Origin of the sequence: Streptomyces sennicomposti, assembly GCF_019890635.1 — a bacterium.
Lineage (GTDB): Bacteria > Actinomycetota > Actinomycetes > Streptomycetales > Streptomycetaceae > Streptomyces > Streptomyces sennicomposti.
This window is the reverse complement of the sequence record NZ_JAIOAB010000001.1, coordinates 128436-142822: the sequence shown is the minus strand read 5'-3', so window position 1 is coordinate 142822 and position 14387 is coordinate 128436. Positions and strand designations below refer to the sequence as shown.

Annotated in this window: 13 protein-coding genes; 7 read left to right on the top strand and 6 right to left on the bottom strand. The window is 72.9% G+C overall.

Translation table 11 applies throughout. The features are described from left to right. Positions 1-73: 73 nt before the first annotated feature. Both K7787_RS00525 and K7787_RS00520 read right to left on the bottom strand, forming a co-directional pair. Positions 74-1567 (bottom strand): phytoene desaturase family protein, encoded by a 1494-nt coding sequence (locus K7787_RS00525; RefSeq protein ID WP_223000070.1) that lies wholly within the window; start codon positions 1565-1567, stop codon positions 74-76. A gap of 235 nt (positions 1568-1802) precedes the next feature. Beyond that, complete coding sequence (locus tag K7787_RS00520) at positions 1803-2702, bottom strand: VOC family protein (RefSeq protein ID WP_223000069.1); 900 nt, start codon at positions 2700-2702, stop codon at positions 1803-1805. A gap of 372 nt (positions 2703-3074) precedes the next feature. On the opposite strand from K7787_RS00520, the gene K7787_RS00515 reads away from it, so the two are divergent. Beyond that, on the top strand, positions 3075-3926 hold the full coding sequence (locus K7787_RS00515) for a sulfurtransferase (protein WP_223000068.1): 852 nt from the start codon (positions 3075-3077) through the stop codon (positions 3924-3926). A gap of 167 nt (positions 3927-4093) precedes the next feature. Here the strand turns inward: K7787_RS00515 and sepH are convergent, their stop codons facing one another. After that, positions 4094-5134 (bottom strand): septation protein SepH, encoded by a 1041-nt coding sequence (gene sepH, locus K7787_RS00510; protein WP_043261403.1) that lies wholly within the window; start codon positions 5132-5134, stop codon positions 4094-4096. Between the two features lie 536 nt (positions 5135-5670). Between sepH and K7787_RS00505 the strand changes: the two genes are divergently transcribed. Further along, the gene (locus K7787_RS00505) at positions 5671-6558 is read left to right on the top strand and encodes a hypothetical protein (RefSeq protein ID WP_308036261.1); all 888 of its coding nucleotides are present in this window, start codon (positions 5671-5673) and stop codon (positions 6556-6558) included. Here K7787_RS00505 and K7787_RS00500 read toward each other — a convergent pair. Both K7787_RS00500 and K7787_RS00495 read right to left on the bottom strand, forming a co-directional pair. After that, the gene (locus K7787_RS00500; RefSeq protein ID WP_223000066.1) at positions 6482-7801 is read right to left on the bottom strand and encodes a D-arabinono-1,4-lactone oxidase; all 1320 of its coding nucleotides are present in this window, start codon (positions 7799-7801) and stop codon (positions 6482-6484) included. The genes K7787_RS00505 and K7787_RS00500 overlap by 77 nt on opposite strands. Then, a complete protein-coding gene (locus tag K7787_RS00495; protein WP_164391860.1) occupies positions 7761-8999 on the bottom strand; it encodes an MFS transporter in 1239 nt (412 codons plus the stop codon). The genes K7787_RS00500 and K7787_RS00495 overlap by 41 nt, the downstream gene beginning before the upstream one ends. A 145-nt stretch (positions 9000-9144) precedes the next feature. Between K7787_RS00495 and K7787_RS00490 the strand changes: the two genes are divergently transcribed. Both K7787_RS00490 and K7787_RS00485 read left to right on the top strand, forming a co-directional pair. After that, entirely contained in the window at positions 9145-10272 is a 1128-nt protein-coding gene (locus K7787_RS00490; protein ID WP_223000065.1) for a ferrochelatase, read from the top strand. An 8-nt stretch (positions 10273-10280) separates the two neighbouring features. Continuing rightward, entirely contained in the window at positions 10281-11096 is an 816-nt protein-coding gene (locus K7787_RS00485) for an inositol monophosphatase family protein (protein WP_019981856.1), read from the top strand. Between the two features lie 93 nt (positions 11097-11189). Here K7787_RS00485 and K7787_RS00480 read toward each other — a convergent pair whose 3' ends face one another. Next, complete coding sequence (locus K7787_RS00480; RefSeq protein WP_019981855.1) at positions 11190-11363, bottom strand: hypothetical protein; 174 nt, start codon at positions 11361-11363, stop codon at positions 11190-11192. A gap of 425 nt (positions 11364-11788) precedes the next feature. On the opposite strand from K7787_RS00480, the gene K7787_RS00475 reads away from it, so the two are divergent. The 3 genes from K7787_RS00475 (at position 11789) to K7787_RS00465 (ending at position 14386) form a co-directional block, all read left to right on the top strand. After that, a complete protein-coding gene (locus K7787_RS00475) occupies positions 11789-12442 on the top strand; it encodes a response regulator transcription factor (RefSeq protein ID WP_009191109.1) in 654 nt (217 codons plus the stop codon). Positions 12443-12448: 6 nt separating this feature from the next. Beyond that, positions 12449-13696 (top strand): sensor histidine kinase, encoded by a 1248-nt coding sequence (locus K7787_RS00470; RefSeq protein ID WP_164391862.1) that lies wholly within the window; start codon positions 12449-12451, stop codon positions 13694-13696. 393 nt (positions 13697-14089) lie between these two features. Next, positions 14090-14386 carry a DUF4193 domain-containing protein gene (locus K7787_RS00465; RefSeq protein ID WP_005481602.1) on the top strand — a complete coding sequence of 99 codons (297 nt, stop codon included), beginning with the start codon at positions 14090-14092 and terminating at the stop codon, positions 14384-14386. Position 14387: the final 1 nt, after the last annotated feature.

Genomic DNA, 14387 nt, shown 5'->3' with positions numbered 1-14387 from the left:
AGATTACGCCCGGAATGCGGTCCGAATCCCTCCGACGAATGACAGCTTGCGGAAAGTCCGCAACAACTTCGTGTCAGTCTGTTTCTCGGCGGAGAAACACTCGCCATTGACGCCCGGAGGGCTCCAGAGATGGTAGTGAGCGCATCCCGAATTCCCGGCGCAGCGCGGAACGGGCGGCCAGCAGACCCGACATTCCGTGCACACCGGGACCTGGTGGGGTGGCGGCCGAGCAGAGATACACACCGGACAGCGGGGTGGTGTGGGGGTCCAGACGCGGGGTGGGGCGCAGCACGCTCTGCCGCAGCGTCATGGCGCCCGCGCCGATGTCGCCGCCCACGTAGTTGGGGTTGTAGCGCTCGTAGTCGCGGGCGCTGATGCCACGCGAGGCGACGACGGTGTCAGCGAAGCCCGGCGCGAATCGCTCGATGCGGGAACGGACCAGCGCCACCGGATCACGGGGGTCACCATGGGGCACATGCGCGTAAGCCCACACCGGGCGAAGGCCGGGCCGGGCCCGCCCGGGATCGGCGACGGCCGGATCGACGACCAGGACGAACGGCTCCGCACACGGCAGGCCTCGCGCGGTCCTGCTCTCGACCCGCCACATGTGCGCCTGGGTGCCCCCCAGATGCACCGTCGCGGCCTTGCCGACCTCCGGGTTCGCCCACGGGATCGGTTCGGAGACCAGGAAGTCGACCTTGGCCGCGCCGGGGCCGTAGCGGAAGGCGGTCAGCGCGCGGGCGTATCCCGTGGGCAGTCGCCGCCCGGCGATCCGGACGAACTCCTTCGCCCCGACGTCCAGCAGGACCGCCCGGACGGGACCGAGTTCGTCCAGGTCGTTCACACGGCAGCCGGTGTGGAACGTTCCGCCGTGCGCCCGGACGTCATCCGCCAGCGCGTCGGCGATACGCCCGCTGCCACCGCGGGGGACGGGCCAGCCGGCGCCATGCGCCAGATGGCCGAGCAACAAGGCGACCGCACCCGAAGCCGGGCTCGGCAGCGGGCCCACCGCGTGCGCCGCGACGCCGGTCAACAGGGCGCGGGCCGCATCGGTGCGGAACCGGTGCCTCGTCAGCGTCGTGCCGTGCACCAGGATCTGACGCAGGACCAGCAGTGCCGCTCCCACCTCGCGGGGTGGGGTGCGCTGCGCAGACAGCATCATGCCGACCACGGCATCGCTGTGGTCGAGCAGGGGCTGCATGAGCCGCCGCCACCGGTCTCCGTCGCGCCCCAATCCGGCACAGGTCATCGCCAGGTCCCGGTAGGCCACCGCCGCCCGGCCGTTCGCCAGCGGATGCGCATAGGCGGCCGGTGCGTGCAGCAGTTCGACGCCGCGGGCGGCGAGGTCGAAGCCGCGGAGGAAGGGGGACACCGCCGCCAGGGGGTGCACCGCCGAGCAGATGTCATGAGTGATCGCGTCGTCGAAGAGCGGGGCGCTGCGCAGACCGCCACCGATGTCCTCGGCCTGCTCGTACAGGGCGACCCGCAGCCCCGCCCGTGCCATGGTCACAGCCGCGGCCAGCCCGTTGGGGCCGGTGCCGACGACCGCCACATCCGGCGTGTCCACGCCCGTCTCCTTCGCCGTGCCGCTGCTCACCAGCCGCTCTCATGGCGATCCACCCTGCCAGCAGCCGGCCGTGGGGTCCGGCAGTGCGGGCGTCAGCATGCGGACTCGGCCGTGCAGCATCGTGTCAGCCGTCAGGCGGAGCATGCCCGCCGCCGGGTGAGGGAACGGGGTCGCGGGTCCGGCCGCTGCCGTCGGTTCTCCTGTCGGCGTCACCCAAGGGGAGCGGCGGCGCAGCTCAACACCCCCTCTCCAGCAGCGCGAATCGCGCCCCCTCCGGATCCGTCACCGTGGCCACCCGTCCGCGGCCGGTGTCGCGGGGCGGGGCGAGGACCTGGCCGCCGAGGGCGGTGAGGCGGTCGAGGGAGGCGTAGGCGTCGGCGACCGCGAAGTACGTCAGCCAGTGCGAACCCCGCGCGCGGGGCAGCTCCGCACCCGCCCCGTGCAGCGCGGCGACCGGACGGCCCGCGAGGGACAGCGTCACATGGTCGTCGCAGGAGGCGCCCGACCCTGACCCCGCCCCCGACCTCGACTCCGCCCTCGACCTCGGCTCCGCCCCTGACCCCGACCCCGACCCCGACCCCAGTTCCGCCTCCGGCTCCCGCCGCTCCGTCCCGTAGTCGAACAGAGTTGCGTAGAACTTGGCGACGTTCGCCGTCTCGAAGGTGTGCAGCTCGTGCCAGACCGGAGTGCCCGGTCCGCCGCCCTGGTCCGTGCCCCGGTGCGCGGGGGCCTGCCAGAGGCCGAACACCGCGCCCGACGGATCGGAGCCGATCGCCAGCCGCCCGGCGTCGCCCGTCTCCAGCGGGCCGACCCCGATCGTGCCGCCGCACCGCCGTACCGTCTCGGCCGTCAGATCCACGTCGTCGGAGGCGAGATAGGGCGTCCAGGCGACGGGCAGCGGCAGGTCCGGCGGCAGCCGGCCGATTCCGGCCACGTCCCGGCCGGCCAGCACGGCCCGCACATAGGGGCGGAGCCGGTCGGGGCCGGGCCGGAACTCCCAGCCGAACAGTTCTCCGTAGAAGGCCTGAGCGGTCGTCATGGAATGGGCCATCAGGCTGACCCAGCACGGTGTGCCGGGCCGTCGGCGGGCCGGTCCGCGGCGGCTGTCGCCGGGGGACTCCGGTGCCTCGGTCATCGTCCTCCTCTTCCCGGCCCCGGGACCCGTCGTCATCCCGGTCCCGAGGCCTGTCGTCTTCCCGGCCGCAGCGGGCCCGGCGTCCTCCCTGCCGCGGCCGGCCCGTCGTCCGGATCGTGCCGGGCCCACCCGGAGCGCGCCGGGCCCGCGGGGTCCGGCCCGCACGCCCCGCGCCCGTCGGGCGGAGCGCCGGGCGCAGGCACTTGAAGCCTGCTTCCGCCGGTGTCCCGCCCGTTGCGGCGCACTGGCCGGCGTGTGTCGATCGTCCGTACAGCATGTGGCCGGTTCCGTACCCTTCGTGACCGGACCCGGGGCCGTGCACAGTAGCCGGACCCGGGCGCCGGGGCCACCCCGTGCGCAAGGATGGTGACCATGAACGCCATCATCTCCGCGGCCGATCTCGCCGCCGCCCTCGCGCGCCCGAACCCGCCGGTGCTGCTCGACGTCCGCTGGCAGCTCAGCGTGGCCAAGGCGGCCGGGGAGCCGCCCTTCGACGGGCGCGCCGCCCACGCCTCCGGGCACATCCCCGGCGCCGTCTTCGTCGACCTCGACCGTGAACTGGCCTCCGCGCCGGGCGGCAACGGCCGCCACCCGCTGCCCGACGTCGAGGAGTTCGGCGCCGCGATGCGCCGCGCCGGGGTGAGCGCCGCCCGGCCGGTGGTCGTGTACGACGGCGGGCAGGGCTGGGCGGCGGCGCGCGCCTGGTGGCTGCTGCGCTGGACGGGCCACCCCGACGTGCGGGTCCTGGACGGCGGCCTCGCCGCGTGGGAGGGCAAGCTGGAGACGGCCGTCCCCGAGCCCGCCGAGGGCGACTTCGCGCCGGCGCCGGGCGCGGTGCCGCTGCTGGACGCCGACGCGGCCGGGGAACTGGCGCGTTCCGGGCTGCTGTTCGACGCGCGCGCGGGGGAGCGGTACCGCGGCGACGTGGAGCCGATCGACCGCGTGGGCGGCCACATCCCGGGCGCGGTGTCCGCGCCCACGACCGAGAACGTCGGCCCGGACGGCCGCTTCCTGCCCGCGGCCGAACTTCAGGCCCGGTTCAAGGCGCTGGGAGCGGGCGACGGCAGGGAGGTCGGCGTCTACTGCGGCTCGGGGGTCTCCGCGGCGCACGAGGTGCTGGCCCTGGCCGTCGCGGGAATCCCGGCCGCCCTGTACGTCGGCTCGTGGTCGGAGTGGTCCTCGGACCCGGCGAGGCCGGTGGCGGTGGGCCCGGACCCGCGGTAGCGGGGCGCGGAAAGGAAGGGGGGCCGTCCCCGGGGAGGGCGGCCCTCATGCGCGTACGACGACGCCCACGCGCGTGTGCGTGACGCTGTCACCCGGTGCGGCGCCGTTTCCGCCCCGCTCGGGGGCGGAAACCCGCACGGCCCCGCCCATCGGCGGGACCGGCGCGACTACTCCTGCTTCTTGCGCCGGGTGCCGAACACGATCTCGTCCCAGCTGGGGACGGCGGCCCGGCGGCCGGGGCGGACGCCGTCCGCCTCGGCCTGGCGGTCGGTGGCGCCGATGAGGCGGTCGCGGTGGCTGCCGACGGAGCGCGGCATGAGGACGTCCGCGTAGGCGGACCCGGCGCCGGCGGAGGCCGCGGGGGCCGGCGGCTCCTCCAGCTCCGCCTCCTCCTCGGACTCGGCGGCGGGTTCCGGCGCCCGCTCGGGCACCACCAGGTCGCCGCGGAAGCTCGGCACCGCCTCCAGCAGGCTGGTCAGCGAGTCGCGTTCGCCGGTGCTCTCCTCGGCCGGCTCGGAACTCTGCGCGGGCAGCGCCGGGCGGTCCCGGTCGCGGTGCTCGCGGTCCAGCGGGCGGTCGCGCGGCAGCCGGGCGATGCGGGGCACGAACGGGAAGCTCGGCTCCGGCGCCCCGAGGTCGTCGGACTCGCCGATCAGGGCGCGCGCCTCGCCGTCGACGGCCTGCACGAGGCGGCGCGGCGGGTCGTAGGTCCAGCTCGCCGAGTGCGGTTCGCCCGCGACCCGGTAGACGAGCAGCACCTCCCAGGTGCCGTCGTCGCGGCGCCAGGAGTCCCACTGGACGGTGTCCTTCTCGGCGCCGCGCAGCAGCAGCCGCTCCTGGACGGCCTCGCCGAGCAGCGGGCCGGAGTTCTCGCCGGGGCGGCGGACCGGGGTCTTGCGGGCGCGTTCGGCCATGAAGGCGCGCTCGGCCAGCACCGGCCCCTCGAAGCGGCGGACGCGGTCGACGGGGATGCCGGCGAGCTGGGCGACCTCTTCCGCGGTCGCACCTGCTCTTATCCGCGCCTGGATGTCGCGGGGGCGGAGATGGCTCTCCACCTCGATCTCGATCTGGCCGAGGCGGGGACGGTCGCCGCGCACGGCGGCGCGGAGCCGTTCGTCGATCGGAAGCGTGTACTCCGTGCTGTCCGCAGCCTTCAGCACCAGCCGTGTGCCGTCATTGGAGACGGCCACGACACGCAGTTCGGGCATGGGGACCTCCCGGGTGGTGCCTGCCGACGTCACGTGCGTCGCTGCTTCCGCTAGTCGAGTGTGGCCTGCCCGGGTGCAGCCTGCCACAACCTTGCCGAGTTGCCCGGCGTGTCGGGCACGGGCCCTGGATCGCCGTTATGGCACGGTTACCTGTTCGCAACGCTAAGTGACCAACTCCGTCACCCTGTGCAACCAGCCCCCTCCCGGCGGTCCAGACGGGTCCCGGACACCCTGGCGGGAGACCGGACCCAGGGCTCGCAACACTACTCCATTTGGACCACGTGCGTGGATTGGCGCGCGGCCAACTTCTGGCCGGGGACGGGACTTGACCGTCCCTGACCGGATTTATCGATCATGAACGTGGCGTACTTCACGGAATCGCCAGAAACGGAACTAACCGTTTCGTCCATACGTCCCTTTCTCGTGCAGTGGGTCGATCACGTCCCGAAGTTTCGTCGATGTACGGGAGAGGCAGGCAAGGTCCGGGTATGCGAGAAAAGCCCGACAGTGGTGACGTCTCGAGTGCGGGGGAGGAGGTGACGAAGAGGAAGCGGCTCGACCTGAACGCGGCCCAGGTCGCGGGCAGCGCGGTCGCTGCGGTGGTGGCCGCGAAGCTCGCCTCGTACTTCGGCGTCTACGGCACGATCCTCGGCGCCGGTGTCGTGAGCGTCATCGCCACCTGCGGCGGCACGGTCTTCCAGCACTTCTTCCGGCGCACCGGCGAGCAGATCCGCACGGTGGCCGTCGCCACCCGGCCGGGCTCCGCCGACGTACCGGCGGCCCCGCGCTCCGGCGCCCCCGCCGAGCGGACGGCGCCGGCGCCGGGCGAGTTCTCGCAGGGCACCGTCTACCGGGCCCGGATCAAGAGCTGGAAGCGGCCCCTCCTCGCGGCGGCCCTCGTCTTCGGCGTCACCATGGGCGGCATCACGGTCTACGAGACGATGTCCGGCAACAGCTTCAGCGGCGGGCACGGCACGACGGTCGGCGACGCGGTGACCGGCCGGCACGCCGCCTCGCCGTCGTCCGGCGACGACACGCCGGACCCGTCGACGTCACCGACGCCCGGCTCGACGGCCGGTGACGGCGCGTCGGGCGGCACGGCCCCGGGCGGCGCCGCCTCCGAACGCCCCGGCGCCGGTACGACACCGAGCCCCGCCCCGACGCCCGACGCCGGCGCGAGCACGGGAACCGGCGGCAAGGGAGGCGCCGGAACCGGAACGGACGGCACGGCGGGGAGCGGCACGGCCAAAGACGGGACCGCGACCGGCGGCGCCGGGACGGGCGGCTCCGGCACCGAGGACGGCACGTCCGGGACCGGCGGCACGACCCCCGCGCCCGGCGCGACCGCTACGCCCCCAGCACCCTCCGCAGGTAGTCGTTCTGGAACAGGCGCTGCGGGTCAAGACGGTCCCGCAGCGCGGTGAACTCGCCGAAGCGCGGGTAGACGCCGGCGAAGTACTCCGCGTCCCGGGTGTGGATCTTGCCCCAGTGCGGCCGGCCCTCGTGCGCGGTGAAGATGCGCTCGGCGGAGGTGAAGTACCGGTGGTAGGGCGTGCCGCGGAACATGTGGACGGCGATGTACGCGCTGTCCCGGCCCGAGGCGGTGGACAGGGCGATGTCGTCGGCGGGCGCGGTGCGCACCTCCACCGGGAAGCTCACCCGCAGCCCCGAGCGGTCCACCATCGCCTTCAGCTCGCGCAGCGTGTCGACCAGGGCCGCGCGCGGGACGGCGTACTCCATCTCCACGAAGCGCACCCGGCGCGGCGAGGTGAAGACCTTGTAGGGGATGTCGGTGTACGTCCGCGCGGACAGCGCCCGGCTGGAGAGGCGGGCGATCGCCGGGACGGTGGCGGGCACCGCGCGGCCGACCCAGTTGGCCGCCTGGAAGACGCCGTTGGAGAGGAGTTCGTCCTCGACCCAGCCGGCCACGCGCCCCACCGGCTGCTCGGGTCCGGCGCTGCGGTTGTTGCGCTTGGTGGTGGTGCTGCCGGTGTGCGGGAACCAGTAGAACTCGAAGTGCTCGTTCTCCGCCCACAGCTGGTCGAACTCCGCGAGCACCCGGTCCAGGGGCATCGGCTCCTCGCGGGCGGTGAGCAGGAAGACCGGCTCCACCGCGAAGGTGATCGCGGTGACGATGCCCAGCGCGCCGAGCCCTATTCGGGCGGCGGCGAAGACCTTCGGGTTCTCGGTCGCCGAGCAGGTGAGCACCGCGCCGTCGGCGGTGACCAGCTCCAGGCCCCTGATCTGCGCGGCGATGGAGGCGGATTCGCGGCCGGTGCCGTGGGTGCCGGTGCTGGTCGCCCCGGACACCGTCTGCTCCATGATGTCGCCCATGTTGGTGAGGGACAGTCCCTCGCGCGCCAGGGCCATGTTGAGCCTCTTGAGCGGAGTGCCGGCCTCCACCGTGACCGTCATGGCGTCCCGGTCAATGCTGCGGATGCCGGTCAACAGTTGAGGGCGGATCAACACCCCGTCGGTGGCGGCGATGGACGTGAAGGAGTGCCCCGTACCGACGGCCTTCACCGTCAGGCCGTCCTCCGCGGCCTTGCGCACCGCGGCCGAGAGCTCCTCCACCGAGGCCGGCGCGACCTCCCGCACGGGACGGGCGCTGACGTTGCCGCCCCAGTTACGCCACGTGCCGCTCTTCGCGCTCGTCTTGCTGCCCAACGGAGCCTCCCCGACCCGGAGCCGGCCTGCTGAGCCGGCGGTACCCGAGGAAACCGACCGCGACCGCGACGGCCCCGGACACCGCCGGAACCCCGTACCCCGAGCGCGCGCCGGCCGCGTCGATCACCCAGCCGGCCACCGACGAGCCCAGCGCCACCCCGACCGCGAGGCCGGTGCTCACCCAGGTCATGCCCTCGGTCAGGTGCGCGCGCGGTACGTGCTCTTCGACGAGGGCCATCGTCGTGATCATCGTAGGAGCGACGGACAGGCCCGCAACGAACAGCGCCACGGCCAGAAACGGCAGGTTTCCGACCAGTAGGAGGGGGATCATACTCACGCCCATCGCGCATATGCCCAGCAGCCAGCGGCGGGCGGGCGCCCCGGACGGCCGCAGCAGACCGAACAGCACCCCCGCCGTGCACGAGCCGGCCGCGTACAGCGCGAGCACGACGCTCGCCGCGCTCTTGTGGCCGCGCTCGTCGGCGAAGGCCACGGTGACCACGTCCACCGACCCGAAGATCGACCCGGTCGCCACGAAGGTGGCCACCAGCACCTGGAGCCCGCGCGAGCGCAGCGCCGAGCCCCCGCCGTGGTGCTCGCGCGGGTGCGGCTCCGGCTCCGTGGCCCGCTGCGCGGTCAGCCAGAAGACGCCCACGGCCAGGAAGCAGGCGGCCAGCAGCGGCCCCGCCTCCGGGAACCAGGCCGTCGACAGCCCGATGGAGACGATCGGCCCGAAGATGAAGCAGACCTCGTCCACCACCGACTCGAACGAGTACGCGGTGTGCAGCTGCGGCGTCCCCCGGTACAGCGCCGCCCAGCGCGACCGGACCATCGCGCCCAGGGACGGCACGGAACCGATCCCCGCCGCGCACACGAACAGCACCCAGTCCGGCCACCGGAAGTACGCGGCCAGCAGCAGGCCCGCCGCCGCGCTCAGCGCGGCCAGCGTCGCCGGCCGCAGCACCCGGCGCTGCCCGTACTGGTCGACCAGCCGGGAGATCTGCGGCCCGATCGCCGCGGCGGACAGCGCGATGGTCGCCGACAGCGCGCCCGCCAGGCCATAGCGGCCGGTCAGCTGGGAGATCATCGTGACCACGCCGATGCCCATCATCGACAGCGGCATCCGGCCGAGGAACCCCGCGGCGCTGAAGGCCCGGGAGCCGGGGGCTGCGAACAGGGCGCGGTACGGGCTGGGCACGGTCTCTCCGGGTCCGGTAAGGCGTCTCCGGGGGTCCGGTAAGGCGCGAAGGAAGCTGATACAGCTTACGGGCCGGGCCGCCCCGGCGCACCACCGGTCGCGGGTCGGCAACCCGGCCGTCCGTGCCGGGTGGCAGGATCGAGACATGCCTGACGCGCTCGATGTCACCCCGTACGACGCCCTGCTCCTGCTCTCGTTCGGCGGCCCGGAGGCGCCGGACGACGTGGTCCCGTTCCTGGAGAACGTGACGCGCGGGCGCGGCATCCCGAAGGAACGCCTCAAGGAGGTCGGACAGCACTACTTCCTGTTCGGCGGCGTCAGCCCCATCAACGAACAGAACCGCGCCCTGCTGGACGCCCTCCGCAAGGACTTCGCCGGACACGGCCTGGACCTGCCGGTGTACTGGGGCAACCGCAACTGGGCGCCCTACCTCACCGACACCCTGCGGGACATGGTCCGCGACGGCCGCCGCCGCGTCCTCGTCCTGGCCACCAGCGCCTACGCCTCCTACTCGGGCTGCCGCCAGTACCGCGAGAACCTGGCCGACGCACTCGCCACCCTGGAGGGCGAGGGGCTGGAGCTGCCCCGGATCGACAAGCTGCGGCACTACTTCAACCACCCCGGCTTCGTCGAACCCATGACCGACGGCGTGGTCGAGGCCCTGGCCGGCCTCCCCGAGGACGTCCGCTCCGGCGCCCACATCGCCTTCACCACCCACTCCATCCCGACCTCCGCCGCGGACACCTCCGGGCCCGTGCCGGACCACGGCGACGGCGGGGCGTACGTCCGCCAGCACCTGGACGTGGCGCGGCTGATCGCCGACGCCGTCCGCGAGCGCACCGGCGTGGACCACCCCTGGCAGCTCGTCTACCAGTCGCGCTCCGGCGCCCCGCACATCCCGTGGCTGGAGCCCGACATCTGCGACCACCTGGAGGAGCGGCACGCGGCCGGCGTCCCGGCCGTGGTCATGGCGCCCATCGGCTTCGTCTCCGACCACATGGAGGTCCTCTACGACCTCGACACCGAGGCCACGGCCAAAGCCGCGGAACTGGGCCTGCCGGTGCGCCGCTCGGCCACCGTCGGCGCCGACCCGCGCTTCGCCGCCGCGATCCGCGAGCTGATCACCGAGCGCGCCGCCGTCGAGCGCGGGCAGCGGATCACCCCGTGCGCCCTGGGCTCCCTCGGCGCGAGCCACGACGTCTGCCCGGTGGGCTGCTGCCCGGCCCGCACCGCCCGGCCCGCCGCCGCGGGCGCCGACAGCCCCTACGCGTGAGGACCACCGTGAGCGACGCCCTGTACACCGAACTGCTCCAGCTCGCCCTCCAGGCCGCCGGCCGCGCCGGGGAGCTGCTGCGCGACGGACGGCCGGCCGACCTGGCCGTCGCCGCCACCAAGTCCAGCCCGATCGACGTGGTCACCGAGATGGACCTGGCCGCCGAGAAGCTGATCACCGACCTGATCGCCGACCGGCGCCCCGCCGACGGCATCCTCGGCGAGGAGGGCGCGTCCAGCGAGGGCACCAGCGGCATCCGCTGGGTGATCGACCCCCTCGACGGCACGGTGAACTACCTCTACGGGCTGCCCACCTGGGCCGTCTCCGTCGCGGCCGAGCAGGACGGCGAGCCGGTCGTGGCGGTGGTCACCGCCCCGATGCGCGACGAGACGTTCCACGCCGTGCGCGGCCGCGGCGCCTGGGCCACCGGCGTATGGGCCGGCGAGCGCAAGCTGGCCTGCCGTCCCGCCCCGCCGCTGGACCAGGCCCTGGTCTCCACCGGCTTCAACTACGTCGCCGACGTCCGCGCCCACCAGGCCGCCGTCGCCCAGCGGCTGATCCCGCTGGTGCGCGACATCCGGCGCGGCGGCTCCGCCGCGGTCGACCTGTGCGACGTGGCCGCCGGCCGCCTGGACGGCTTCTACGAGCGCGGGCTCCACCCGTGGGACTACGCCGCCGGGGACCTGATCGCCCGGGAAGCGGGCGCCGTGACCGGTGGCCGCCCCGGAGAGCGCCCCTCGGGCGAACTGACGATCGCCGCCTCACCCGGCGTCTTCGAGCCCCTGCAGGGCCTCCTGGAGGACTTCGGCGCCTGGCACGACTGAACGGCGGGCGCACACCCGCGCACACGAAGAGCGGGGCCCCGGCGCTGGATTCGCCGGGGCCCCGCTCCGCGGTGCCGATCGGGTACAGGCTGGTCAGACGCCGGACACGCCGACCTCCACACCGTGTTCGGCGGCGAGGCGGCGCAGGTCGTCGAGCTCGGCCAGCTCCACCTCGACGAGGAAGTCGTCGCCCTCGTCGCGAGCCCGCGTCAGGTCGGACTCGGTCGCCTTTATGCGCTGCAGAAGTCCTGCGGTGAATGCGTCCATGCTGCGCCCCCTCGTCCTGGGTCGTGGGTCGGTGGCACGGGGGTGTGCCGTCGGGAAGGGGCGATCACGTCTCCCGCAGGTGCCCAGCGCTGCCCTGCGGGCGGCGGCGGTGCCGGACACCCACGCCCGCTCTGCGGAAGCGGATTGCCATGTACCGCATGGTGGTGCGGCACATGCAGAGCGTGATCGCGGGGTGTAAAGCCGTCCTCCCCAGCCTTCCTTGCGGCAAAACCTCGGCCGCACGAGAAAAATTCGCCGTTCCCGCCCCCTTCACCCGCCGCACGCCCGGACCTCGGCGGCCGTCCTCCCGGCTTACAGCCGACTTACGGCCGAAAAGTGCAGGATGGTGGCACACACCCATGAAGACCCCTGCCCGCGTGCGCCCGAGGCGGCGCTACGCGGGCGGACACAGGAAGGACAGCGACGTGCGCGTACTCGTCGTCGAGGACGAGCAGCTGCTCGCCGATGCGGTGGCCACCGGACTGCGCCGGGAGGCCATGGCCGTCGACGTCGTGTACGACGGTGCGGCCGCCCTGGAGCGCATCGGCGTCAACGACTACGACGTGGTCGTCCTCGACCGCGACCTCCCGCTCGTGCACGGCGACGACGTCTGCCGCCGGATCGTGGAGCTGGGCATGCCCACCCGGGTGCTGATGCTGACCGCCTCCGGCGACGTCAGCGACCGCGTCGAGGGGCTGGAGATCGGCGCCGACGACTATCTGCCCAAGCCGTTCGCGTTCAGCGAGCTGACGGCACGCGTGCGTGCCCTCGGCCGGCGCACCAGCGTGCCCCTGCCGCCCGTCCTGGAGCGCGCCGGGATCAAGCTCGACCCCAACCGCCGCGAGGTCTTCCGCGACGGCAAGGAGGTCCAGCTCGCCCCCAAGGAGTTCGCCGTCCTGGAGGTGCTGATGCGCAGCGAGGGGGCCGTCGTCTCCGCCGAGCAGCTCCTGGAGAAGGCCTGGGACGAGAACACGGACCCGTTCACCAACGTCGTCCGGGTCACCGTGATGACGCTCCGCCGCAAGCTGGGCGAACCCCCGGTGATCGTGACGGTGCCCGGCTCCGGCTACCGGATCTGATCCGCCGTGGCAGCCTCCCCCGCGCCGCCCCAGGCGCCGCCGAAGCCCACCTGGGACCCCAGGCGGCCGGAGCCGTCCTTCCCGTGGCTGCGCCCGACCATCCGCATAAGGCTCACGCTGCTGTACGGCGGCATGTTCCTGATCGCCGGCATCCTGCTGCTGTCGATCATCTACCTGCTCGCCGCCCAGGCCCTGCGCACGGGCAATCAGCCGCTGTTCAAGATCATCGACTTCAACAGCCTCAAGGTCTTCAGCCACGACTGCCCCGGCGTCAACAACGGCAACCTGTCGCTCGACGAGTTCAACGCCGCGATCAGCGCCTGCACCGACCACCAGCGCCAGGTCGCCCTGGACAGCCTGCTCAGCCGCTCGCTGCTGGCCCTGCTCGGCCTCGCCGTCATCGCGTTCGCCTTCGGCTACGCCATGGCCGGCCGGGTGCTGGCGCCGCTCGGCCGCATCACCCGCACCGCGCGCGCGGTGGCCGGCTCCGACCTGTCCCGGCGGATCGTGCTGGACGGCCCGGACGACGAGCTGAAGGAGCTGGCGGACACCTTCGACGACATGCTGGAGCGCCTCCAGCGGGCCTTCACGGCCCAGCAGCGCTTCGTCGGCAACGCCTCCCACGAGCTGCGCACCCCGCTCGCGATCAACCGCACGCTGCTGGAGGTGCACCTGTCCGACCCGAACGCCCCGATGGAGCTGCAGCAGCTCGGCAAGACCCTGCTGGCCACCAACGAGCGCAGCGAACAGCTCGTGGAGGGCCTGCTGCTGCTGGCCCGCAGCGACAACCAGATCGTCGAGCGCAAGCCGGTGGACCTCGCCGAGGTCGCCTCGCAGGCGATCGACCAGGTGCGCGGCGAGGCGGAGGCCAAGGGCGTCGAGATCCGCGGCGAGCGGCGGCCCGCGGTCGTCCAGGGCAACGGCGTGCTGCTGGAGCGGATCGCGCTCAACCTCGTGCAGAACGCGGTGCGCTACAACGTCGCCGAGGGCGGCTGGGTGGAGGTCACCACGGACACCGAACGCGGGCAGGCGGTCCTGGTCGTCACGAACACCGGGCCGGTCGTACCGGCGTACGAGATCGACAATCTCTTCGAGCCGTTCCGGCGGCTGCGCACCGAGCGCACCGGCAGCGACAAGGGCGTCGGGCTCGGCCTGTCCATCGTCCGCTCGGTGGCGCGGGCGCACGGCGGCCACATCGCGGCGCAGCCGCGCGAGGGGGGAGGGCTCGTGATGCGGGTCACCCTGCCGATCTGAGATCATGGCCTCGACATTCGAGGATGTTCGCTTTGCGCTGAATTTTCGGACATCCTCACCGACCTCTTCATGTGCGATCGATCACATGGACGGTTTTCCGGCCATCTACTCTGCGTGATCATGAAGGGGGTCGGAAAGCCGGGAAAATCCGGGTTTTCGGGGGCCCTGATCACGGGAAGTACACGGTGAGACCGCTTTGAACTGCGGCATTCGAACCGTGTACGGTCCCCATCGCCATCCAAGCCGATCACTCTTGAGGAGTTCGGTTGGGTGTCGATTGAGTAACAGACCTTGATGTGAGGCAAAATCTCCGCCTCAGGTCGGGCACAAGTCCGGCCTCTCACGCGTTACGTGCGCTGGAGACACCGCAGACACCCAGAGGGGGAGAGCGACATGGCAACCGATTACGACACCCCACGCAAGACCGACGACGACGTCGACTCGGACAGTCTTGAAGAACTGAAGGCCCGGCGGAACGACAAGTCGACCTCCGCCGTCGACGTCGACGAGTTCGAGGCCGCAGAAGGTCTCGAACTGCCCGGCGCCGACCTCTCCAATGAGGAACTGGCCGTCCGGGTACTGCCCAAGCAGCAGGACGAGTTCACCTGCATGAGCTGCTTCCTGGTGCACCACCGCAGTCAGCTGGCCCGCGAGAAGAACGGCCAGCCGATCTGCCGCGACTGCGACTGAG